The organism is Microbacterium saperdae, assembly GCF_006716345.1.
Lineage (GTDB): Bacteria > Actinomycetota > Actinomycetes > Actinomycetales > Microbacteriaceae > Microbacterium > Microbacterium saperdae.
In genome coordinates, this window is sequence record NZ_VFOX01000001.1 from 2,686,948 (window position 1) to 2,709,185 (window position 22,238).

22 protein-coding genes are annotated in these 22,238 nt (G+C 70.2%); 16 read left to right on the forward strand and 6 right to left on the reverse strand.

Annotated elements, in window-relative coordinates:
- The first annotated feature begins 9 nt into the window (after positions 1–9).
- The 5 genes from FB560_RS12765 to FB560_RS12785 are packed head-to-tail and all read left to right on the forward strand — an operon-like array spanning position 10 to position 5,303.
- Positions 10–1,110 carry a zinc-binding dehydrogenase gene (locus FB560_RS12765; RefSeq protein ID WP_141872712.1) on the forward strand — a complete coding sequence of 367 codons (1,101 nt, stop codon included), beginning with the start codon at positions 10–12 and terminating at the stop codon, positions 1,108–1,110.
- An 8-nt stretch (positions 1,111–1,118) separates the two neighbouring features.
- Positions 1,119–2,090 (forward strand): aldo/keto reductase, encoded by a 972-nt coding sequence (locus FB560_RS12770; RefSeq protein ID WP_229673085.1) that lies wholly within the window; start codon positions 1,119–1,121, stop codon positions 2,088–2,090.
- 23 nt (positions 2,091–2,113) lie between these two features.
- Positions 2,114–3,112: an alpha/beta hydrolase gene (locus FB560_RS12775; RefSeq protein ID WP_141872713.1), complete on the forward strand. Its 999-nt coding sequence runs from the start codon at positions 2,114–2,116 to the stop codon at positions 3,110–3,112.
- Positions 3,109–4,092 (forward strand): alpha/beta hydrolase, encoded by a 984-nt coding sequence (locus tag FB560_RS12780; RefSeq protein WP_141872714.1) that lies wholly within the window; start codon positions 3,109–3,111, stop codon positions 4,090–4,092. The genes FB560_RS12775 and FB560_RS12780 overlap by 4 nt, the downstream gene beginning before the upstream one ends.
- A 35-nt stretch (positions 4,093–4,127) precedes the next feature.
- Entirely contained in the window at positions 4,128–5,303 is a 1,176-nt protein-coding gene (locus FB560_RS12785; protein ID WP_141872715.1) for a multidrug effflux MFS transporter, read from the forward strand.
- A gap of 15 nt (positions 5,304–5,318) precedes the next feature.
- Here the strand turns inward: FB560_RS12785 and FB560_RS12790 are convergent, their stop codons facing one another.
- The 3 genes from FB560_RS12790 to FB560_RS12800 all read right to left on the reverse strand — a co-directional run bounded on the left by FB560_RS12790 (position 5,319) and on the right by FB560_RS12800 (position 7,374).
- The gene (locus tag FB560_RS12790) at positions 5,319–5,891 is read right to left on the reverse strand and encodes a hypothetical protein (RefSeq protein ID WP_141872716.1); all 573 of its coding nucleotides are present in this window, start codon (positions 5,889–5,891) and stop codon (positions 5,319–5,321) included.
- A gap of 245 nt (positions 5,892–6,136) precedes the next feature.
- On the reverse strand, positions 6,137–6,802 hold the full coding sequence (locus tag FB560_RS12795) for an SDR family oxidoreductase (RefSeq protein ID WP_141872717.1): 666 nt from the start codon (positions 6,800–6,802) through the stop codon (positions 6,137–6,139).
- 41 nt (positions 6,803–6,843) lie between these two features.
- Positions 6,844–7,374 carry a hypothetical protein gene (locus FB560_RS12800; protein WP_141872718.1) on the reverse strand — a complete coding sequence of 177 codons (531 nt, stop codon included), beginning with the start codon at positions 7,372–7,374 and terminating at the stop codon, positions 6,844–6,846.
- Between the two features lie 89 nt (positions 7,375–7,463).
- Between FB560_RS12800 and FB560_RS12805 the strand changes: the two genes are divergently transcribed.
- Both FB560_RS12805 and FB560_RS12810 read left to right on the forward strand, forming a co-directional pair.
- On the forward strand, positions 7,464–8,048 hold the full coding sequence (locus FB560_RS12805; RefSeq protein WP_141872719.1) for a TetR/AcrR family transcriptional regulator: 585 nt from the start codon (positions 7,464–7,466) through the stop codon (positions 8,046–8,048).
- A 101-nt stretch (positions 8,049–8,149) separates the two neighbouring features.
- The gene (locus FB560_RS12810; protein WP_141872720.1) at positions 8,150–10,138 is read left to right on the forward strand and encodes a primary-amine oxidase; all 1,989 of its coding nucleotides are present in this window, start codon (positions 8,150–8,152) and stop codon (positions 10,136–10,138) included.
- Between the two features lie 183 nt (positions 10,139–10,321).
- Here the strand turns inward: FB560_RS12810 and murQ are convergent, their stop codons facing one another.
- Together murQ and FB560_RS12820 are read right to left on the reverse strand one after the other, a co-directional pair.
- Positions 10,322–11,272: an N-acetylmuramic acid 6-phosphate etherase gene (murQ, locus tag FB560_RS12815; RefSeq protein WP_229673084.1), complete on the reverse strand. Its 951-nt coding sequence runs from the start codon at positions 11,270–11,272 to the stop codon at positions 10,322–10,324.
- Positions 11,259–12,152 (reverse strand): N-acetylglucosamine kinase, encoded by an 894-nt coding sequence (locus FB560_RS12820; RefSeq protein WP_141872722.1) that lies wholly within the window; start codon positions 12,150–12,152, stop codon positions 11,259–11,261. Before FB560_RS12820 ends, murQ begins: the two co-directional genes overlap by 14 nt.
- Positions 12,153–12,271: 119 nt before the next feature.
- Between FB560_RS12820 and FB560_RS12825 the strand changes: the two genes are divergently transcribed.
- Entirely contained in the window at positions 12,272–13,132 is an 861-nt protein-coding gene (locus FB560_RS12825; protein WP_141872723.1) for a MurR/RpiR family transcriptional regulator, read from the forward strand.
- Between the two features lie 28 nt (positions 13,133–13,160).
- Here FB560_RS12825 and FB560_RS12830 read toward each other — a convergent pair whose 3' ends face one another.
- A complete protein-coding gene (locus FB560_RS12830; RefSeq protein WP_141872724.1) occupies positions 13,161–14,276 on the reverse strand; it encodes a DUF998 domain-containing protein in 1,116 nt (371 codons plus the stop codon).
- 116 nt (positions 14,277–14,392) lie between these two features.
- Here FB560_RS12830 and FB560_RS12835 point away from each other — a divergent pair, with 116 nt between their 5' ends.
- From FB560_RS12835 to FB560_RS12870, 8 genes are all read left to right on the forward strand, one after another.
- Complete coding sequence (locus tag FB560_RS12835; RefSeq protein ID WP_141872725.1) at positions 14,393–15,349, forward strand: AraC-like ligand-binding domain-containing protein; 957 nt, start codon at positions 14,393–14,395, stop codon at positions 15,347–15,349.
- Positions 15,350–15,610: 261 nt separating this feature from the next.
- Complete coding sequence (locus tag FB560_RS12840) at positions 15,611–16,399, forward strand: MoaF C-terminal domain-containing protein (protein ID WP_141872726.1); 789 nt, start codon at positions 15,611–15,613, stop codon at positions 16,397–16,399.
- Positions 16,400–16,442: 43 nt separating this feature from the next.
- The gene (locus tag FB560_RS12845; protein WP_141872727.1) at positions 16,443–16,883 is read left to right on the forward strand and encodes a nuclear transport factor 2 family protein; all 441 of its coding nucleotides are present in this window, start codon (positions 16,443–16,445) and stop codon (positions 16,881–16,883) included.
- Positions 16,884–16,964: 81 nt separating this feature from the next.
- Positions 16,965–18,134: an ABC transporter substrate-binding protein gene (locus FB560_RS12850; protein ID WP_141872728.1), complete on the forward strand. Its 1,170-nt coding sequence runs from the start codon at positions 16,965–16,967 to the stop codon at positions 18,132–18,134.
- 98 nt (positions 18,135–18,232) lie between these two features.
- Positions 18,233–19,093: a branched-chain amino acid ABC transporter permease gene (locus FB560_RS12855; protein WP_141872729.1), complete on the forward strand. Its 861-nt coding sequence runs from the start codon at positions 18,233–18,235 to the stop codon at positions 19,091–19,093.
- The gene (locus FB560_RS12860; protein ID WP_141872730.1) at positions 19,080–20,870 is read left to right on the forward strand and encodes a branched-chain amino acid ABC transporter ATP-binding protein/permease; all 1,791 of its coding nucleotides are present in this window, start codon (positions 19,080–19,082) and stop codon (positions 20,868–20,870) included. The genes FB560_RS12855 and FB560_RS12860 overlap by 14 nt, the downstream gene beginning before the upstream one ends.
- On the forward strand, positions 20,867–21,559 hold the full coding sequence (locus FB560_RS12865) for an ABC transporter ATP-binding protein (protein WP_141872731.1): 693 nt from the start codon (positions 20,867–20,869) through the stop codon (positions 21,557–21,559). The genes FB560_RS12860 and FB560_RS12865 overlap by 4 nt, the downstream gene beginning before the upstream one ends.
- A 27-nt stretch (positions 21,560–21,586) precedes the next feature.
- The gene (locus tag FB560_RS12870) at positions 21,587–22,237 is read left to right on the forward strand and encodes an HAD-IA family hydrolase (RefSeq protein ID WP_141872732.1); all 651 of its coding nucleotides are present in this window, start codon (positions 21,587–21,589) and stop codon (positions 22,235–22,237) included.
- The last annotated feature ends 1 nt before the right edge of the window (position 22,238 follow it).

Below are 22,238 nucleotides of genomic sequence, written 5' to 3' on the forward strand. Positions count from 1 at the left end.
AGGACCCTCATGACACTCCCCACGACGACCCGCGCCGCCGTGCTCACCGCGCACGGCGAGCCTCTCGCCCTGCAGGATCTGCCGCTGCCGGCCGAGATCGAGCCCGGCGCCGTGCTCGTGCGCATCGCCTGCACGACCCTGTGCGGCACCGACATCGAGATCTGGGAGGGACGGATGACGTTCCCCGGCATGCTCCCGATGGTGCTCGGCCACGAGATGGTGGGCGAGATCGTCGCCACCGGCCCCGACGCGCGGGACGCCCTGGGCCGTCCCCTCGCCCCGGGCGACCGCATCGGCTGGTCCGAGTCGACGTGCGGCGAGTGCCACGGCTGCGTCGTGCTGCGCGAGCCGGTCGCCTGCGCCCGGCGGGGCTACGGCTTCCTGCAGCGCGCGGATGTGCACCCCTTCGCGACCGCCGGGCTCTCCGAGTACGCCTACGTCACCCCCGGTGCGGCGAAGCTCCTGCTCCCGGCAGCCGTGAAAGACACCTGGGCGTCGATGGCGGGGTGTGCGGCGAAGACCGTGCTGCGATCCTTCGAGCGCGCGGGGCGCATCCGCCCGGGGTCGACGGTCGTGGTGCAGGGCGCAGGCGCCCTCGGCATCTTCGCCACGGCCGTCGCACAGATCGCCGGAGCAGGGCAGGTGATCACGGTCGGCGCCCCCGCATCGCGGCTCGAGCTCGCCGCGCGATTCGGAGCGGACGCGGTCGTCGACTTCCGCGACGGCCCCGTCGTCGATCAGGTGCTCGCGCTCACGGGCGGTCACGGCGCCGACCACGTGTTCGACTTCGCCGGTGCCCCGAGCGTCGGCCCGGATGCGATCGGCATGGCTGCGCAGCGCGGCACCGTCGTGATCGTGGGGTCGACCGGCCCGGCCGGAGACGGCTTCCCGCTCAGCACGATCATGGGCAAGGAGCTCACGCTGGTCGGCTCCCTCAACGGCGACATCTCCGACTACGCCAGGGCGATCGACTTCTTCACCGCCTTCGCGGACCGCTACCCCTGGGACGACCTGTTCAGCGCGCCGGTCGGTCTCGCCGACGCCTCGGCCAAGATCGCCCGGATGCACCACCTCGATGAGGTCAAGGCCGTCATCGATCCCCGACTGTGAGGACGACCATGACCATGCCCACCACACTCCCGCTGCCGCGACGCGAGATCGGCCGCAGCGGTATCCCTGCCTCCCTGTTCTCGCTCGGCTCCTGGCACACCTACGACCGGATGGACTTCGCCGACGCGGTCGCGATGCTGCGGCAGGCGGTGGACCGCGGCGTGAACCTCTTCGACGTCGGCGTCTACTCCGCACCGGGGATGCCCCCCGTGTTCACCGACATCATCTTCTCGGCGATGGTGCGCGCCGCGGGGCTCCGCCGCGAGGACTGGCTGCTGTCGTCGAAGCTGTGGCTGGAATCCTTCGGTGCCGACGGCTTCCGGCCGCAGCTGGAGAACGCCCTGCTGCGCGTCGGCGTCGAGCATGCCGACCTCGTGATCCTCGGCGACCTGCGCCGCGACGACCTCGACCTGCGCGACCTCGTGCTCGATCTCGCGCAGCTGGCGGACGCCGGGCTCATCCGCGCGTGGGGCGTCAACAACTGGTCGGCATCGAGCATCCAGCGCCTGATCGACATCGCTGCGGCCGAAGGCGTCGCCGGCCCGCAGATCGCCCAGCTCAAGTACAGCGTCGCCCGCCGCGCGATCCCGGACGGCGAGCCCTTCGCCCGCCTCTGGGAGCAGGGCCTGACCCTGCAGGCGTCCGACTGCCTGGAAGGTGGCGTGCTCGCGGGTACCGTGGCCGGCGACCGGCAGATCGGCCGCGACCCCGGCGACATCCGGACGCGCATCATCGCGGACGTTCCGGCGTTCACCGAACTCGCCGCCTCGCTCGACGTCTCGCCCGCACAGCTCGGCATCGCCTTCACGCTGACGCACCCGGCGCTCACGACGACGCTATTCGGCGCGTCCCGCATCGAGCAGCTGCACGCGAACCTCGACGCCGCCGCCCTGGTCGACCGCGTCGGCGCCACCGAGCTGCGCCGCCTGGTCGAACCGTTCTGGACCGACCGCGGGATCGTCGATCCCGAGGGCCCCTGACCCCTCTTCCCGAAGGAGACCCCATGACCGCCATTGCTGCCGGATACCCCGCTGTCGTCCCTGTGCCCTTCGATCCCGAGGTGCAGGCCGTGCTCGACGAGATCGCGAAGAACCCGCAACCCGCCCTCACCCGCGAGACACTGCCTCGAGAGGGCGTGGACAGGATGTTCCCCGACGCCGTGACGGTGATCGCGGGTCGCGACATCGACGCGGAGGACCGCGTGATCCCCGGTCCCGCGGGCGCCCCCGACCTCGAGATCACCGTGTTCCGGCCCCGCCGCAGGGACAGCCACATGCTCCCCGCGTTCGTCAACATCCACGGCGGCGGGATGATCGTCGGCCACCGCTCGTGGGAGACCTCCCGCGTCGTCGACATCGTCGACGAGCACCAGGTGGTCGCCGTGAACGTCGAGTACCGACTCGCGCCTGAGGACCCGTTCCCCGCCGGTGTCGAGGACTGCTACGCCGCCTTCGCCTGGGTGCACGAGCACGCCGCCGAGCTCGGCGTCGACCCCGCGCGCATCATCGTCGGCGGCGGCAGCGCAGGGGGAGGGCTCACCGCCGCGGTCGCACTCATGGCCCGTGATCGACAGGGCCCGCGCATGGCAGGCCAGCTGCTGCTGTGCCCGATGATCGACAACACCAACACCACGGTCGCGAGCCGTCAGTACGACGGCATCGGCACCTGGCAGCGCGACATGAACCTGCTGGCCTGGTCGTGCGTGCTCGGCGATGATCTCGCCTTCAGCGAGGATGCTCCCGCGTACGCGGCTCCGACCCGCGCCGCCGACGTGTCCGGGCTGCCGCCGGCGTTCATCGAGGTGGGCGAAGCCGAGGCGTTCCGCGATGAGGACACCGAGTACGCGCTGCGCATCTGGGCCACCGGAGGGCAGGCCGAACTGCACGTGTGGGGCGGCGGGGCGCACGGCTTCGACATGTACATGCCCGAGGCGGAGATCACCCGCGCCGCCCTCGCCGCCCGGTCGTCCTGGCTCCGACGGATCTGGCAGGGCGCCCGATGACCGCGCCCACCCCGGTTCCCTACGATCCGGAACTCGTCGCCGGGCTCGACGCCTTCGTGGGGATGGTCGAGATCATCCCGCTGCGCGCCGACACGATCCACGCGAACCGCGACCACTTCGCGACGATCATCCCGCCCATGGCCGTGCAGGCCGAGGGCAGGGCGATCGTCTGGGAGGACCGGCTGATCCCCGGCCCGACCGGAGCCGGTGACATCGAGATCACGATCGTGCGCCCCGCCCGCGCATCGGCGACCCCCGCACCGGCGGTGCTGTCGATCCACGGCGGCGGGATGGTTCTCGGTACCCGGTTCTTCGGCACCGGTGAGCTCGTCGACCTCGCTGAGCGCCACGGGGTGATCGGCGTCGCCGTCGAGTACCGTCTCGCCCCCGAGCATCCGGGGCCCGCGCAGGCCGAGGACTGCTACGCGGCGCTCGAGTGGATGGCCGCGCACGCCGAGGAGCTCGGCATCGACCCCGACCGCATCATCACCTCGGGCATGAGCGCGGGTGGCGGCCTCTCAGCCGCGGTGGCACTGCTCAGCCGGGATCGCGGCGGACCACGGCTGGCAGGGCAGCTGCTCGGATGCCCGATGCTGGACGACCGCAACGAGACCGTCTCCACCCGCCAGTACGACGGGTTCGGAGCCTGGGACCGGAACAACAATGACACGGCCTGGGATGCCATCGTCGGCGCCGACCGCTTCACCGATCGGGTCTCCCCGTACGCGGCTCCGGCGCGCGCACACGACCTCTCGGACCTGGCACCCGCATTCATCGAGGTCGGCGCCGCGGAGACCTTCCGTGACGAGGCCGTCGACTACGCCCTGCGCATCTGGGCGACGGGAGGTCGGGCCGAGCTGCATGTCTGGGCCGGCGGCTACCACGGCTTCGCCGGCTTCTCACCGGACGCAGAGGTCTCCCGTGCCGCGAACGCCGCGCGCGAGAGCTGGCTGCGCCGCACCCTGCGCCTCGCCGGATGAGCATCCCTGCGCCTGAGGGGGCGTCGCATCGGCGGATGAGCACCCTGCGCGCGATGCTCGTGCTCGGGATGCTGGAGGCGTTCGGTCCCCTGTCGATGGACCTGTATCTGCCCCAGCTGCCGCAGCTGGCCGCGTCGCTCGGCACCACCGAGGCGCTCGGGCAGGCCACCATGTCGGCGTGCATGATCGGCCTCGGGCTCGGGCAGCTGGTCGCAGGTCCGCTCAGCGACCGCTTCGGTCGACGCCGCCCGCTCATGGTCGGAGTGACGGCCTTCGCCGCGCTGTCGGTGCTGTGCGCGGTGGCTCCGAACATCGAGTTGCTGCTGCTCGCGCGTTTCCTGCAGGGGCTTGCGGGGTCGGCGGGCATCGTGATCTGCCTCGCGATCGCGCGCGATCAGTTCGAGGGAGCCGAGCTGTCGCGGATGCTGTCGCTGTTGTTCCTCGTGTCGGGGACAGCACCGATCATCGCGCCCGTCCTCGGCGGCCAGCTCGCGCGCATCATGGACTGGCGCGGGATCTTCTGGGTGCTCGGCGCGATCGGGGTCGTGCTGCTGCTCGTGGTGGTGTTCGCATTGCCCGAGACCCTGCGCCCCGCCGAACGCCACGGCGGCGGCCTGCGCGCGCTGGGTGGCCATGCCGGAGCCGTGGTGCGCGACCGGCTGTTCCTCGCGGTGCTGTGCGCGGCCGCCGGCGGTGGCGTCGCGTTCTTCACGTATCTGTCGATGTCGTCGTTCGTGCTGCAGGACGAGTTCGGGCTCAGCCCGCAGACCTTCAGCCTCGCGTTCGCGGCGGGCGCGCTGGCCAGCATCGTCGGCAGTCAGACCAGCAGGCTCGTGGTGCGCCGCTGGGGTCCGTTGCGCGTGTACCTGGGCGGCGTCACCGCCACGCTGATCGCCACCGCGGCGTTCCTCGTGCTCGCGCTCACCGGCACCGGCGTGCTCGGCGTCGTGATCGCCCTCATCGGGTTCATGCTGTGCTCGGGGATCGGCGGTCCCAACGGCCAGACCCTCGCGCTGGCTCATCACGGCTCCCGGGCCGGCACCGCCTCCGCGCTGCTCGGCATGGCCACGTTCCTGTTCGGCCCCGTCCTGGCGCCCGTCGCGGCGGGGATCGGCGGGACGAACGCGGTCACCATGGCGGTGACGATGGCGATCGCCGCCGCCGTCGCGGCTCTGGCGGCCTGGGCCTTCGTGCGTCCTGCGGCGGTGTGATCGGCGCGCCGCTCCCTACCCACCAGAAGCCAGCTGAACCTGCACCACTCCCACGACGATGACGGCGATCCCGCCGATCGCCAGCAGCACGCCGAGCAGTCCGATCCACGCGGGGCGCTGCTGTCGTGCGAACTCGTTCACCTCCGAGAGGTGTCGCGCTGCCCTGATCCTGCGATCCAGAAAGTCGTAGATCCTCACACGGAATCGGATGAGGAAGCACCCGATGACAAGGGCAAGTGAGCCTACGATCACAAACGGCGCCAGAGTGGCGAAGTCGGGATTGCTCGCCGCTGGCGCGTTCGAACCCACGCCCGTCGGAGCCAGAGGGTGCCCGTCGACCTGGACGATCGCGACGATCGCGCCAGTGACCATCGCGACGCCCATGCCGCAAGCGAATGCACCGACGACACCCAATACCCACGGCTTCTGGCGCCCGGCAGACAGCTGCGCCGCCCGCTCTCCGAGCATCGCCTTCTGGCTCTGCAAAACGAAGGCGTGCAACGGCTTCCGGAAGCGGATGATCACGATGCCACCGACGAACACGAACACTCCGACGATGAGGTTCGCGACGATGCTACTGACGGGCACCGGTCGATCGTAGCGCGGGCTCAGTGAGCCGAGTGCGGTTCCCGCGCCTCGCCGCGCGCCGCGATGCTCTTCACGCGAACCCGACGCCGACGCCGACGAGAATGACGATCACCGCGGCTCCCCAAGTGAGTGCGTACTCGACAGATATGAGAATCCAGCGGGAAGACAGCTCGAATCCATCGTCAACCTCCCCATGAGTCGTTGATCATCAGAAACAGGTCAAACCAGGCGATCGCACGCACCGTTCAGAACTGCGCCGAGAATGCGCCGTCGCTCTTGAGCAGCTGACCCGAGATCCACCGGCCTTCAGGGGAGACCAGGAACTCGACCACCGCGGCCACGTCGGCGGGGCGGCCGAGTCGCCCGAGCGGGGTCATGTCACCGAGGCCGATGCGCGTCTCGTCATCCATCCAGCCGGTGTCGATCGGACCGGGGTTGAGCACGTTCGCCGAGATGCCCCGCGGGCCGAGCTCGCGTGCCGCCGAGATCACGAGCCGGTCGAGCGCGCCCTTCGAGGCGCCGTACGGGAGGTTGCCCGTGACGTGGTCGCTGGTGAGCGCCAGGATCACTCCCCCGTCGTCGCCCGCCTGACGCGCGAAGGCCGCGATCAGCAGCAGGCTCGCGCGGGCGTTGACCGCAACGTGCAGGTCGAAGCTCTCGGCCGTGGTGTCGAGGATGCCGGACTCCACGTCGTGCGCGTGGCTCAGGATCAGCGCGGAGATCGTGCCGTGCTCCCGGTTCACCGCGGCGATCAGCTCCTCCGGGCCGTCGGGGGTGGAGAGGTCGGCCGGGTGGTCGGCGTCGCGCAGGTCGCTGGTGACGACGGTCCAGCCGGCCGCACGCAGACGGGGGACGATGCCGGCGGCGATGCTGTCGGCGCGCGCGGCGCCGGTGATCAGAGCGAGGGGCATCCGGCCACGGTACCGGAGAGTGCGCGATCAGAGGTCCCGGATCAGTGCGCCGCCCACATCACGATCACGCCCACGGTCATCGCCCACGACTCGACGGCGAGCAGTCGCGAAGCGGCCGTCCGCGGGTGCGGGCGGATCCGGTCGGCGACGGTCCAGGCCAGGAGCAGCAGCACGCCGACGGTCGCGATGCCGGGCACGGCATCCGTCCCGAGATGCGGGCCGTGACCGGACAGGACCTCCGCGCCCGGCGCCACCCCCGCCCCGTGCGCCACCCCGGCGAACGAACACACCGCCATCACGAGCGATCCCAGCGCGCGGTGGCAGCATGCCCGCACCGCTGTCGCGCCGCGCAGTCCCGCCGTGCCGAGCATCGCGGAGGCCAGGAGCGCGACCCCCGCGAGCAGCGCGACGCGCGGATCGCCGGCCGCGAGGACCATGCCGATCATCGCGAAGGCCATCACGATCACCGACTGGCGTCCCTGCCACGGCACGGAACGGCCGGCCGCGAGGCAGCACGCGACCGTGACGATCGCACTCGCGATCATCAGCACCATCGCCGCGGGTCCACCCATGGATCGGATTATATTGATCAATCGCTCAAAATAGTCAGACATCGATCGAAAGCAGCGAGGACACCGAGCGGATGCGCCAAGATGGGCAGATGCCCCGCATCGTCGACCATGATGAGCGGCGCCGGCAGATCGCCGAGGCGCTGCTGGCGGTCGCCGCCCGCGACGGGCACGAGAGCGTGTCGTCGCGCGCCGTCGCGAAGGAGCTGGGTGTCGCCACCGGCTCGCTGTGGCACTACTTCGACGGATTCGACGATGTCGTGCGCGCCGCCGCCGCCGAGGTCACCCGCCGCACCGACGCCCGCATCGCCGACGCCACCACCGGCCTGCGCGGCCTCCCCCGCCTCCATGCACTCATGCGCGAAGTCCTGCCCGTCGATGAGCGCACCCGCTCCGAAGCCCGCGTCGTGGTCGGATTCTGGGGTCGTGTCGCGACCCTCGCGTCCACACCGGATGCCGGCGCACCGACCCTCGCGACCTGGCAGGACAGCATCCGCGATGCCCTCGAGGAGGCCGTGGCCGACGGCGAGCTCCGCGCCGACACTCCGCAGGACGCCGTGATGGCGCTGCTGCGTTCGATCACCTACGGCCAGCAGGTGGTCGAGGTCACGGAGCCCCAGCCCGAGGCTGCCCACCTCGCCGTGCTCGACGGCATCCTCGCCCCCTGGCGCAGCTGACTCCCCCGCGGACGATCCGGCTCTTGTCACGCCGGTCGTTCCGTCGTACCATCGTGCCAACCCGTTTATTGAGCAAGTGCTCGAAAATAGTGAGGTCGACGATGTCCCACCACTCCCCGCAGCCCGTCTCGATCGAGAAGATCGCGGTCCCGCACCCGCTCGACCCGCTGACCGGCACCGAGATCGCCGCCGCCCGCGCCGTGATGGATGCCGCAGGCCTGCTCACCGCGACCGTGCGGGTCCCGATGCTGCTCCCCGACGAACCCACCAAGGATGAGCTCGCCGCCTGGCTGCCGGGCGCCCCGATCGACCGCCGCGTCGACGCGACTCTGCTCGACACGGCCACGGGCGTCGCGACCGAGGTCATCGTCTCGATCACGCGGGGCGAGGTCGTGCGCACCGAGCGCGTGCCCAACGATGCTCCCCCCTACGGACAGCCGCAGTACCTGTTCGAGGAGTACGAGCGCGCCGAGACCATCGCGAAGGCCTCCCCCGAGTGGCAGGCCGCGATGCGGCGGCGCGGACTCGAAGACCACATGGCGCTCGCGTTCTGCGGCCCGCTCGCCCCGGGCTACACGGGCCGCGCCGACGAGGTGGGGCGCCGCGTCATCCGCTCGCTCACCTTCCTGAAGTACGACGAGAACGACTCCCCCTGGGCGCACCCGGTCGAAGGCCTGATCGTGCACATCGACCTCACCGCGAACGCCGTCATCCGCGTCGAGGACCATGGCGACGTCCCTGTTCCCGCCGGCCACGGCAACTATTACCCCGAGACCCAGGGAGCGGCCCGCACGACCCTGAAGCCGATCGAGATCACCCAGCCCGAGGGGCCGAGCTTCGCCGTGACCGGCTCTCTCGTGGAGTGGGAGGGCTGGTCGATGCGGGTGGACTTCAACGCGCGCGAGGGACTCGTGCTGCACGACGTCGCGTTCGGCGGACGCTCCGTGCTGAGCCGCGCGAGCGTGCCGGAGATGGTGGTCCCGTACGGCGACACCGCCCCCGGCCGCTTCTGGATCAGCTACTTCGACGCCGGCGAGTACCTGCTGGGCAAGAACGCCAACCACCTGGAACTCGGGTGCGACTGCCTGGGCGTCATCCGCTACCTCGACGGCTACGTCGCCGACGACCACGGCCACCCGGTGCGCATCCCGAACGTGATCTGCATGCACGAAGAGGACTACGGCATCCTCTGGAAGCACACCGATCTGGCCGGTCGCGCCGACGTGCGCCGCTCGCGCCGTTTCGTGGTGTCGTACTTCTCCACGATCGGCAACTACGACTACGGCTTCTACTGGCACTTCTACCTGGACGGTTCGATCGAGGTCGTCGCGAAGGCGACCGGCATCGTGTTCGCCGCCGCGGGTGAGCCCGGCGTGCGCCAGAAGCACGCGACCGAACTCGCCCCCGGCGTCTTCGCCCCCGTGCACCAGCACCTCTTCTGCGCGCGTCTCGACGTGGCGATCGACGGCGAGGACAACCGCCTGGTCGAGGTCGATGCGCAGCGCGTGCCGATGGGGCCGGACAACCCGTTCGGCAACGCGTTCACGTGGTCGGAGACGACGCTCGCGACCGAGTCGGAGGCGCAGCGCGACGCAGACAGCTCGGTCGCCCGCGTCTGGGAGGTGCAGAGCGCCTCGCGCACCAACCGCGTCGGACGCCCGACCGCCTATCACCTGGTGCCGGAGCCCACCGCGCTGCTCATGGCCGATCCCGCCTCGTCTGTGGCCGCGCGCGCCGCGTTCGCGACCAAGCACCTCTGGGCGACGAAGCACGAACAGGGACAGATCTGGCCGGCCGGCCGCTACCCCAACGCGCACCAGGGCGGCGCCGGCCTGCCGGAGTACACGGCAGGCGACCGGTCGATCGACGGCGAGGACATCGTGCTGTGGCACACGTTCGGTCTGACGCACTTCCCTCGTCCGGAGGACTGGCCCATCATGCCCGTCGACTATGCCGGCTTCTGGTTCAAGCCCTACGGCTTCCTCGACCAGAACCCCGCGATGGACGTCCCCGAGTCCTCACAGGCGCACGGCGCGTCGGCATCCGAGGGATGCTGCGGCGGAGGTGCCAGCTGCGCCTGCGCCCACTGAGGCCCCTGTCGTCGAACCGGGCAGCTGTCGTCGAACCTGGCACCTGCTGTCGCTGAACGACGCACATTCCGACGACAGGTGCCGCCTTCGTGACAGGTCACGAGACGGAGTCGGCACCTCGCGACGGAATCAGCTCCCGTCAGCGACAACAGGGGTCAGCTTCGCGTCCGCCGGCGCGCCGGTTCAGGACAGCGCGCTGATCGCGTCGCGCAGGATGCCGTCGGCGGCGGCGAGAGCCGATGCCGACGCGTCCGCCGACGCGCCCGTGACGAGCATCAGCACCGCCAGCTTGACCGATCCCTGAGCGGATGCGAGTGCTGCGGAGGCATCCTCGACCCCGACGCCCGCGAGCTGTGTGACCGTGCGGATCGAGCGCGCGTGCAGCTTCTCGTTGGTGGCCTGCAGGTCGACCATCACGCCGCGGTATGTCTTGCCGAGCTTGATCATCGAGAGCGTGGTCAGCATGTTGACCACCAGCTTCTGCGCCGTGCCGGACTTCAGGCGGGTCGACCCGGAGATGAACTCCGGCCCGGTGACGACCTCGATCGCGATCTCGGCCGCCGCGCCGATCGCGGAGTCGGCGTTCGAGGCGATCGCGACGGTCAATGCGCCGATCCCGCGGGCGTAGTCGAGGCCGCCGACGACATAGGGCGTGCGTCCGGATGCCGAGATCCCCACGACCGTGTCGTTCTCGGAGAGCTCGAGGTCGCGGAGCGAGGCTTCGGCGGCCTCACCGTCGTCTTCGGCGTTCTCGACGGCCGAGCGGATCGCGGTCTCGCCCCCGGCGATCAGTCCGATGACCATCGACGGGTCGGTGCCGAAGGTCGGGGGGCATTCGCTCGCATCGAGCACACCGACGCGACCCGCGGTGCCGGCACCGATGTAGATCAGTCGTCCGCCCCGGCGGAAGCGCTCGGTGATGCCGTCCACCGCCGCCGCGATCTCGGCGACGCACGCGGCGACGGCCACCGGCACCCGCGCGTCTTCCGCGTTCATCCGCCGCACGAGTTCGACGGTCTCGAGCAGGTCGAGGTCGCCGCGCTCGGTCGTCGACGCCTCGGTGCCCAGGCCCTCGAGCACCGAGAGGAGAGCGGTCAGTCGGGAGTCGTCATTCAGCGCATCAGAGTTCAGCACGGTGCACGAACCTTTCGTGGGGGAGATCTGTCCGGCGCGCGAGGAGCGAAGCGCCCTCCAGCGCATCGCCCGCCGCGGGCACGCTGCGTCGTCCTGCCGCCTGCAGTGCGGCGACGAGGGCGGAGTGGAACCAGCGGTGGTCGGCGAGTCCGCCGTGCAGCGTCACGTCGAGCGTGCGCGAGGAGGCGGCGACGGCGGAGGCGGTGAGCAGACGCACGGCTTCCGCGGCGATCTCGCCGGCGATCCGGTCGCCGTCGGCCGCCGCATCCAGCACCGGCGGCGCGAGGGTCGCGAGGCGGCGGGCGAGGGGCTCTGGCTGCGAGAGCCAGGCGGGGATATCGGATGCTGCGCCGATGCGGTCCTCGATCACGGCGGTGAGCACGGTCTCGGGAGTCAGCCCTGCGGAGTGGCGCAGCACGGCACGCACCGCCTCCCGTCCGAGCCACGAGCCGCTGCCGAAGTCGCCGAGCTCCGGACCCCAGCCGTCGACCAGGCGCGCGCCGTCGGCGTCGATGCCGAGTGCGGCCGCGCCGGTGCCGGCGATGAGCAGCACGCCTTCGCCGCCGTCGAGCGCACCGGCGTGCGCCGTCACGACATCGGATGCCACCGCGACCGCGGCGCCGGTGGAGGCAGCGAGCGCCGAGGCGAGATCCTGCGCGGCAGCGGGTGCCGCCCACGCGCCGGCGGCACCGACGCCGAGCAGCGCGACGTCACCGTCGATGCGTTCGAGCAGGGGGCGGATCGCGGCGAGCGCCGCGGCGACTCCCCCGCTCGCCGCCAGGCCGGGTGCGCCGATGCCGTCATGCCGCACACCGTCGACGGCGACGCGACAACGGGACTTGCCGAGGTCGATGGCGACGACCCGGTGCGGAGAACTCATGAAAATAGTCTACGCACAGCTGAGCATCCATGAAACAATTGTTCAACGCGTCCACGGGATCATCCGCGGCTGCGCACGCGACGACCCGCGAACACGAACCGCGCGACACGAGGAGAGGCATGAGCGTCCAGACGACCATCGCGACAGCCGCCGAGACCCTTCCCCCCTCGCTCGCCCGCATCGCGCGGGTGATCCGCGACAACCCGACGACCGCGGTCGAGAGCACGATCTCGGAGCTGGCCGCACTCTGCGACACCTCCGTCGCCTCTGTCGTGCGCTTCTGCCGGGCGATCGGCCTGCGCGGCTATGCGGCGCTGCGCATGGCCCTCGCCACCGAGCTCGGACGTGAGTCGGTGCAGTTCAGCGCGCCCGCGGGCTTCGGCTCGGAGATCGCGGTGGGCGACTCGCTCCGTGAAGCGGTCGGCAAGGTCGCGGCGCTGGAGCTGCTCGCGATCGAGGAGACGGTCGGCAACCTCGACTACGACGTGCTCGCCGCCGCGGTGGAAGCGGTCGACCATGCGAACCGGATCCTGCTGTTCGGCGTCGGCGCGAGCCGACTGGTCGCCGACGACCTCGGCCACAAGCTGCTCCGGATCGGACGGACGGCGATCGTGCTCTCCGATGCACACGAGGCCAGTGCGGCTGCGGCGCTCGGCGCCAAGAAGACCGTCGCGATCGGTTTCTCGAACTCAGGGACGACCACCGAGACCCTGCAGTTCCTGCGCACCGCCCGCGCGGCCGGCACGACGACGATCGGCGTGACGAGCGCTGCCGACTCGCCCCTCGCGACGTCCGTCGACCACGCGCTGTTCACCCACGCCCGCGAATCCCGGTTCCGTGCAGGCGCCATGGTCAGTCGGATCGCGCAGCTCGCGCTCGTCGACTGCCTCTTCGTCGGGGTCGCGCAGCAGCGTCACGCGCACACCGTGCATGCGCTGCAGCGCACGGCGGACGCGGCGCAGGCGCTCCGCCGCGACTGAGCCACAGCCTGAGGTCGGCCGAGCCCGCTCAGGCGATCGCGCTCTCCTCGCGCTCCGCCGCGGGCTGCCCCGTGACCGAGCCTGCGGTGCGCAGGAACACGATGATCCAGCTGAAGATCAGCACCGCCGCGATCAGCTCCACCGCCGTGAGGTTGTAGTAGCCGACAGCGAAGAACGCGGCGAGCAGGACGATGACCAGCACATACGCCCAGCCGAACGCCACGAAGACCCGGGGGATCGTCGGCACGAACCACGGCAGGCCGATCACCACGACGGCGAACACGACGGTCATCCCGGTCGCGACCGTGTTGTGCAGCAGGAAGAATTCGTCCACGGGGAAGATGCCGACGCAGGCGAGGAAGATCCCCATCAGGATCAGGCCGCCGCGCACGATGAAGCGGCCTCGGCGGTCATCCGGTGCTGTCGCGGGGAGGCCTGCCGTCGCGTAGCGCGCGATCGTCGTGACCATGACCCCCGCGATGACGAGTGTCGCGTTGAACGCGAGCGAGGCGCTGTTCGTGCTCATGCCGAGCGCCGACAGGTTGTCGCGCCACCAGTGCGGATCATTGGAGGCGAGCATGCTCGCGAAGGCGCCGACCACCAGGAACACGGCGAGCACCAGCGAGAGCACCATCGGGGTGAGCGCGACGCTGCTGAGGAATGACACGTACGCCGTGAGCGCGAACGCCACCCCGACCAGCAGCGCACCGGGGAAGGGGAAGACGGGCGCGTCGGTGAAGCTGCTCTCCAGGAGCTTGGCGACGCCGAGCCATCCGAGGTACGCGATCGCGGCGTGGGCGAAGGCGATCGCTGCGAGGTCGTACCAGCGCAGCCGGTCGCCCGGCACGCTGAAGCCGTCGCGGATCGCGTCAGGACTCCGCTCCTCCGGTCGCACGGCGAGCCGCCCGAGCACGAAGGCGATGGCAGCGGTGGCCGCTCCCCCGTACGCCGCGAACGCCCCGATCGAACCGGTGCCGCTGATCGCCATCTCGTGACCCCAGAACACGGGCCACCCGATCACGAAGCCGACGATCAGGAACGCGGTACCCACGATGAGCGCGGTCGCCTCGAACACGGCATCCGCTGTCTCCGGCCCGCGCAGCTGCCGCAGCACCTGCCTGACCCACTCCCCGAAAGCTCTCATGACCCACCCTTCCGATCCACATCCTAGAAGTCGCCCCGCTCGGACGTCGCCGGTGATAACATCGCGGAACGGATCGTATACAACGTCGTCGTTCCACCATCCCGAGGTGATCAGTCATGAACGGTGCACCCGCTGCCCCCGCCGAATCGGTGTCCACTCTTGTCGCGCGCAACATCAGCGAGTTCCGCGCCGCCGTCTCCGAGTCCTTCGTGCCGCTGCAGGTGTCCAGCGGCGGCCCCGACCATTTCCGCGGAGTGATCCGCGGAGCATCCGTCGACGAGGTCCACGTGACCGAGGTGCGAGCCACCTCGCATGTGGTCGAACGCACTCCGGAGCTCATCGCCCGTGGCGACCGCTCGTACTTCAAGGTCAGCCTGATGCTCGCGGGCACGGGGATGCTGATCCAGGACGACCGCGAGGCCGTGCTGCAGGCCGGCGACCTCGCCGTCTACGACACCGACCGGCCCTACTCGCTCGTGTTCGACGAGGACTTCCGCACCATGGTCGTGATGTTCCCGAAGCACCTGATCAGCCTGCCGTCCGACATGATCGGCCAGCTCACCGCGGTGCGCATCTCCGGTCACGAAGGCCTCGGCGGCATGGTCGTGCCGTATCTGACGCAGCTGGCCGGCAACCTCGATCAGCTCGCCGGCACCACCGGCGCACGCCTCGCCCACAGCGCGCTCGACCTGGTCACCACCGTGTTCACCCGTGAGCTCGGACTCGACGAAGTCTCGGCCGATCCGCACCGCGCTCTCGTGCAGCGCATCCGCTCGTACATCGACCGCAACCTCGCGTCGACCGACCTCGGTCCCGCGTCGATCGCCTCCGCGCATTTCATCTCGACCAGGCACCTGCACGGGCTCTTCCAGGAGCAGGGCGTGACGGTGTCGACCTGGATCCGCACGCGGCGACTGGAGCAGTGCCGCCGCGATCTGCTCGACCCGATGCTCGCCGATCGACCGGTCGCGGCGATCGCCGCGCGCTGGGGCTTCGTCGACGCCGCGCACTTCAGCCGCGCGTTCAAGTCCGCGTTCGGGGTCTCCCCCAGCGAGTACCGCGCCGCCCGCTGACGACCCGCGCACCCGCTGACGGTCCCGCGCCCGCCCCGCGCCGGGTGCGCCGGTCGGGTGCGCCGTCGCCCGCCGACGCGCGACACGACGGATGCCGGATGCCGGACTTGCCCCGGAGGGCACGCCGGTTGACTCTCGGCGCGCGATGGCCGCTGCGCCCTTGAGGCGATGACCGGCCCGGACCGAGCATGAGGCAAGCGCACCGCGATGAGGCGGTGCCCGGAGCGAAGAGGCTCCGCCACGTGCGACGTCTGGACCTCCATGACCGACATCTCCACCGACCCGGCACTCGACGAATGGCGCACCTACGACGAGTTCGCCGCCGGCATCGACACGTTCCGCCTGCCGAACACACAGCTCTCCGGCACCGCCCTCACTCTCACGCTCGACGATGCCACCACGCTGTCGCTCCGTTTCGACGCGGACGCCGTGACCTGGAGCGGGCTGGGCGCATCCGGGACCGACCCGTATGACGCGGTCCGTGTGCGCGACGACGTCGTGTTCGTCAACATCCCGCTCGAGAGCCGCGAACGGGAAGCGCTCACGGTGGTGTTCTCGTCCACGACGCATCGCGCCACCGTCATCCGCTCGCGCATCGCCGCCGCGGCGGTGGAGGGCACCCCGCAGGTCGGCCAGGACTTCTGGGCCGCGACGACAGACGCCGGACCGGCGACCGGCGAGGTCCCCGGCCCGAGCCGCGACCTGATCGGCAAGCGCAACATCTACCGCTACAGCCCGCACCATCTCTACGAGCACGTGTACGTGTCGAGTCAGCGCTATGCCTGGCAGTGCCTGGAGGGCGTGCAGCGCGGTCACGGCGACATGGACCTGTCGACCGTGTGGAAGTTCGCGGACGGGCTCTACCTGTTCTGCTTCCGTGAGTTCCGCATCGCGGTCGCGAGCGTGTGGCTGCACGACCTCGGCTACCAGCTGATGACCACGGGGATCTTCCTCGGCCTCAACGGCGACGGCCGGGCCGAGCACTCGCGCGGCGGCGGCCACATCTACCCCCTGGGCTCCGTGGTCTATCCCGACGCCCAGCCCGTCTGAGCGGTCGACAGGCGCAGAGCCCCCACCGGATCGAGGAGAGAACATGAGCAACGCAGACATCATCCGCGAGCACTACGCCGCCAGCGACCGTGGCGACATCGACGGCATGCTCGCCCCGTTCGCCCCCGACGTGCGGTGGACGGAGGCGGCAGGCTTCCCCTACGCCGGCACCTATGTCGGACCGGATGCCGTCGCCGCGAACGTCTTCGCCCGCATCCAGGACGAGTGGGACGACTACACCGTCGCGATCGACGAGGTCGTGGACGGCGGCGACACCGTGGTCGGAATCGGCACGTACTCCGGCACCTACACCCGCACCGGCCGCTTCTTCGCGGCCAGGGTCGCGCACGTGTGGCGACTGCTCGACGGGCGGGTCGTCGCTTTCGAGCAGTTCACCGACACCGAGATGGTCAACCGGGCACTGCGCCCTTCGACGGGCGCGGGAACGCGGGGAGCGACCACAGGTTCAGGGACCCCGGCCTGAACGGCACCTCGCCGCACAGCATCACCCGCACACAGCACCACCCGAACACAGCACCACCCGAACACGAGAGGCAGGAAGCACATGAACAAGCGAGCATCCGGCACCGCGGCGCTCATCGCCGTGGCAGCCCTCACCCTCGCCGGCTGCGCCGGTGGAGACGAAGGATCCGGCGGCGAAGGCGCCCCGATCGTCGTCGGCTCCGTCAACACGATCAGCGGTCCGGCGACCTTCCCCGAGGCCTCTCTGGCCGCGGCGGCGGTCTTCGACGCCTTCAACGAGGCCGGCGGCCTGGACGGACGCAAGATCGACTACAAGACCCTCGACGACAAGGGCGACCCTGCCACGGCGACCGCCTCGGCCCGCGAACTGGTCGGCAGCGACGGCGCCGTCGCGCTGGTCGGCTCCGCGAGCCTGATCGAATGCGAGATCAACGCCAAGTACTACGAGCAGGAGGGCATTCTCTCGATGCCGGGGATCGGCGTCGACACCGGGTGTTTCGCGAGCGACAACATCTCGCCCGCGAACGTCGGTCCCTTCAACGACATGACCCTCACGCTGCAGTACGGCTCGGAGGTGCTCGGTCTGGACGACATCTGCATCCTGCTCGAGATCGCCGGCTCCACCCGTCCGACCTACCAGGCCGCGATCGACAAGTGGACCGAGATCACCGGCAAGGAGCCCAAGTACGTCGACGACACCGTGCCCTACGGTGCATCCGACTACACGCCGTACATCGTGAAGGCGCGTGACCAGGGCTGCAAGGCGCTGGCGATCAACCCGGTGGAGCCCGACGCGATCGGGCAGGTCAAGGCCGCGAACGCGCAGGGCTGGGATGACGTCACCTGGCTCTACCTGACGAGCGTCTACAGCGAGAACTTCGCCGACGCGATCGACAACGCGGGTGCCGGCATCTACGTGCCCGCCGAGTTCTACCCGTTCACGGATGACAACGAGATCAACGCTGACTGGCGTGAGCTCATGGAGGCGAACGACATCCCGCTCACCTCCTTCAGCCAGGGCGGATACCTCGCCGCGAAGTACTTCATCGAGGTGCTCGAGGGCATCGACGGCGACATCACGCGCGAGAGCGTCTCGGAGGCTCTCCAGAGCATGGAGCCGATTGAGAACCCCATGGTCGGAACGCCGTACGCGTTCGGAACCCAGAACACCGCCGGCTGGCCGATCATCCTGAAGTCCGGCACCAACGCGTGGGAGAAGGTCGCAGAAGACTGGCTCCGCATCGGCGAGTAGCTCCTCACACTCTTCGTCTCGCTTCGCTCGCTCAGGGACCGGAGGCAACCGGTCCCTGAACCTGTCGAAGGGTCCCCCTCATTCAGGAAGGACGCCTGATGCTGCAAGGCGCCATCGCCGGTCTCGCTGCCGGTGGCCTCTACGCCGTCCTCGGCGTATGTCTCACCCTCATGTCGCGGCTGGTGCGGGTGGTCAACTTCGCGCAGGCCGCGACCGGCATGTTCGGTGCGTTCACCGCCGTGTGGTTCGTCCGCGAGATCGGCCTGCCGATCTGGCTGGGCTCGGTGCTGGGCGTCCTGGTCGCCGGGCTGCTGGCCGCCGCGATCGGGTTCATCGCCGCGACCTGGCTGTCGGAGGCCTCCACGACCACACGCTCCGCCATGACCGTAGGACCCCTGCTGCTGCTGATCTCGATGTCGTTCATCCTGTTCGGCAACAAGCCGCAGCCGTTCACCCCGATCATCGCCGGTCCCGCCTTCGCGTTCGGGGGCGTCGTGATCAGCCAGGTGACCGTCGCGACCGTCGCGATGGCGATCGTCACCGCGATCGTGGTGCGGATCGTGCTGCGTCGCACCCGCGTCGGCACCCAGCTGCGGGCGCTGTCGGAGCGCCCCACCACCGCCGAGCTGCTCGGCATCCGCTCCCGTCCGCTCTCGATCGCGGTCTGGTTCGTCACCGGTGTCATCAGTGCGATCGCGATCATGATCGTGGCGCCTTCGCAGTCGAACGATGCGACGAGCCTGTCGATGCTGATCGTCCCCGCGGCGGCGGCCGCGCTGCTCGGCGGTTTCCGCCGCCTCGACCTCGCCGTGGTCGGCGGCGTCGTGCTCGGAGTGCTGGGTGGTCTCGTCGCGCAGATCGACGAGGTCGCGCTGGTGCGCAACTTCCTCCCGTTCCTGTTCATCGTCGTCCTGCTGCTGTGGACGCAACGCAAGGAGGTGTGGGATGCCGCTCGCTGACCGCCCCCGTTTCACCGAGAGCCGGACGTTCCGGATCTCCTGGCCGTTCGCGGTCGCCGTCGCCGCGATCGGCGTCGGTGCGATCCTCAGCGCCGCCCTGCCCGGGTACTTCGTCTTCCTCGCCATCAGCGCCGTCATCGCCTCCATCGCGATCCTCGGCCTCGGCATCGTGACCGGATCCGCCGGAATGATCGCGCTGTGCCAGCTCACCTTCGCCGCGGTCGGCGCCTGGATCGTGTCGTTGCTGAACGTGATGCAGGCACCGGGCGGCTTCGTCGTCTGGCTCGTGCTCGGCGGCATCGCGGCAGGACTCGTCGGCGTGCTGGTCGGACTTCCCGCTCTGCGCCTGCGCGGTGTCAATCTGGCCGTCGTCACGCTCGGATTCGCCGCCGCAGCCGATGTCACGCTCGTCCAGATCCAGTTCCCCGGCTCGGCCGACGGCACCGCGATCGAGCGTCCGGCGATGTTTTCCAACGACCGGCAGTTCTTCTTCCTGTCGATCGTCGTGCTCGCCCTCTGCGCGCTCGCGGTGTTCTTCCTGCAGCGCAGCCGGTGGGGATCGAGCTGGAAGGCCGTCGCATTCTCCGAGCGAGGCACCGCGGCCGCAGGGCAGAGCGTGCAGATCGCGAAGCTCACGGCGTTCGCGGTCTCCGCCGCGCTCGGAGGCATCGCGGGCGGGCTGCTCGCCGGACAGGTGCAGCTCCCCTTCGCCTCGAGCTTCACCCCGCTGCAGTCGCTCGCACTGTACGTGCTGGCGATCATGTCGGGCGCGCACCTGATCGACATGGCGATCTTCGGCGGCATCCTGTGGGTGCTGGTGCCCGAGCTGCTCAAGCGCTGGGGCATCCCGCAGGACTGGGGATTCGTGGTCTTCGGTGTGCTGGGGGTGCAGGCGCTCACCAGCGGCACGAACCTCGGCCAGGGCATCCGCAACCTCTTCTACCGCCGCGCGGACCGAAGAGCAGCGCAGGCCGAGCTCACGGCGCTGCCGATCGATGCGGATCCCGATGCCGCGGTCATCACCACGACCACCACGGCGACGGTCGACGAGGCTGCGCTCGACGGGGCGCCGGTGCTGACCGTCGACGGACTCACGGTGCAGTTCGGCGCACTCAAGGCATTGGACGACGTGTCGTTCCAGATGCCGGCGGCGTCGATCATGGGCTTGATCGGACCCAACGGTGCCGGGAAATCGACCTTCGTGGACGCCATCAGCGGGTTCCTGCCCCAGCACACCGGACGCGTGCTGCTCGGCGATCGAGACCTCGCCCGCCTCTCCCCCACCCGTCGCGCCCGTCTCGGACTGCGGCGCACGTTCCAGCAGGACCGCGTGCCTCCCGCCCTCACGATCGGCGCCTACGTGCGCTTCGTCGCGCGGCGCCGCCTCGCGACGGCCGACATCGAGGAAGTCCTGGCGTTCTTCGGCTGCCCGCCGTCACGCGCGCGGCTGTCGAGCGTCGACGTCGGCACACGCCGGCTGGTGGAGGTCGCCGCGAACGTGGTGGCCCGCCCGCGGCTGCTGATCCTCGACGAGCCCGCCGCCGGACTGTCGCACGAGGAGCACCTCGCCCTCGCCGCGCGGTTGCGCGAACTGCCCGCGCGCTACGGGGTCGCACTCATCATCATCGAGCACGATCTCGACCTGGTCCGCTCGGTGTGCCCGACGCTCACGGTGCTCGACTTCGGTCGGGTGCTCGCGAGCGGGCCGCAGGCCGAGGTGCTGGCGGACCCCGCGGTCGTGAAGGCCTACATGGGAGAGACGGAACTGCTGAAATGAGCGAGCTCGTATTGGATGCCGTCACCGTGAGTCGCGGCGCCGGACCTGTCATCTCCGACGTCTCGCTGCGCGTGGGCGGCGGGGAGGTGCTGGCGCTGGTCGGCCCGAACGGCGCCGGCAAGACGAGCCTGATCGAATCGGTGTCAGGCGTGACCCCGCACTCCGCGGGCACCATCACGCTCGACGGTGAGCCGATCGACAAGCTGTCGCGCGTCGCGCGAGCGCGGCGGGGCATCGTGCACATCGAGCAGGGGCGGGCGGTCTTCCCCTCCCTCACGGTGCGCGAGAACATCTCGTTGACCGCGCGCACCCCGGCGGAGCTGGACGCGGCGCTGGCGCAGTTCCCCGAGCTCGAGAAGCGCATCGACTCCCCCACCGCGCTGCTCTCCGGTGGCGAGCAGCAGATGGTCGTGCTCGCCCGCGCGTTCGCCGCGAAGCCGCGCATCCTGCTGATCGATGAGATGTCACTCGGCCTGGCGCCGGTCGTCTTCCTGCGGCTGATGCCGATCGTGCAGTCGATCGCCCAGTCCGGGGTGGGCGTGCTGCTGGTCGAACAGTTCACGCAGCTCGCGCTCGGTCTCGCGCGCGAAGCCGTGGTGGTCGCGGGCGGGCAGGTCTCGTTCCAGGGCACATCTGCGGCGCTCACGGCCGATCCCGCGTTGCTCCACCGCGCGTATCTCGGCGGCTGACGGCATCCGCCGGGTTAGCCTGAAGGGGTGACCCAGACCATCAACGCCCGCGCCGTCCTGCTCGACATGGACGGCACCCTGGTCGACTCGACCGCCGTCGTGGAGCGGCTCTGGCTGGCCTGGGCGGAGCCGCACGGGATCGACCCCGAGACCGTGCTCCACGTGGTCCACGGACGCCAGGGGCACCAGAGCATGGCGATCATGCTCCCCGAGCGCGATCACGCCATCAACCTGCACGAGAACGACGTCATGCTCGCCAACGAGACAGCCGACGTGGACGGCGTCGTGACGATTCCCGGGGCCGGGGCGGTGCTCGAGGCGCTGCTCCCCTTCCCGCACGCGATCGTCACCTCGGCGAACGTGGCGCTGATGACCGCACGGATGCGGGCGGCGGGCCTCCCGATCCCCGCCATCGCCGTCACGGCCGAGAACGTGTCGGCGTCGAAGCCCGATCCGGAGGGGTTCCTGCTCGGCGCGCGTCTGCTCGGCGTCGACCCCGCCGACTGCATCGTGTTCGAGGACTCCGGCGCCGGCATCCAGGCCGGTCTGGCCGCGGGCATGCGGGTGCTCGGCGTCGGTCCGCATGCCGGTGCGCACAACCCGACCTATCGGGTCGACGACCTCACGCAGGTCGCGGTCATCCCCGACGGCGACGGCTTCGCGCTCACCGTGCGCTGAC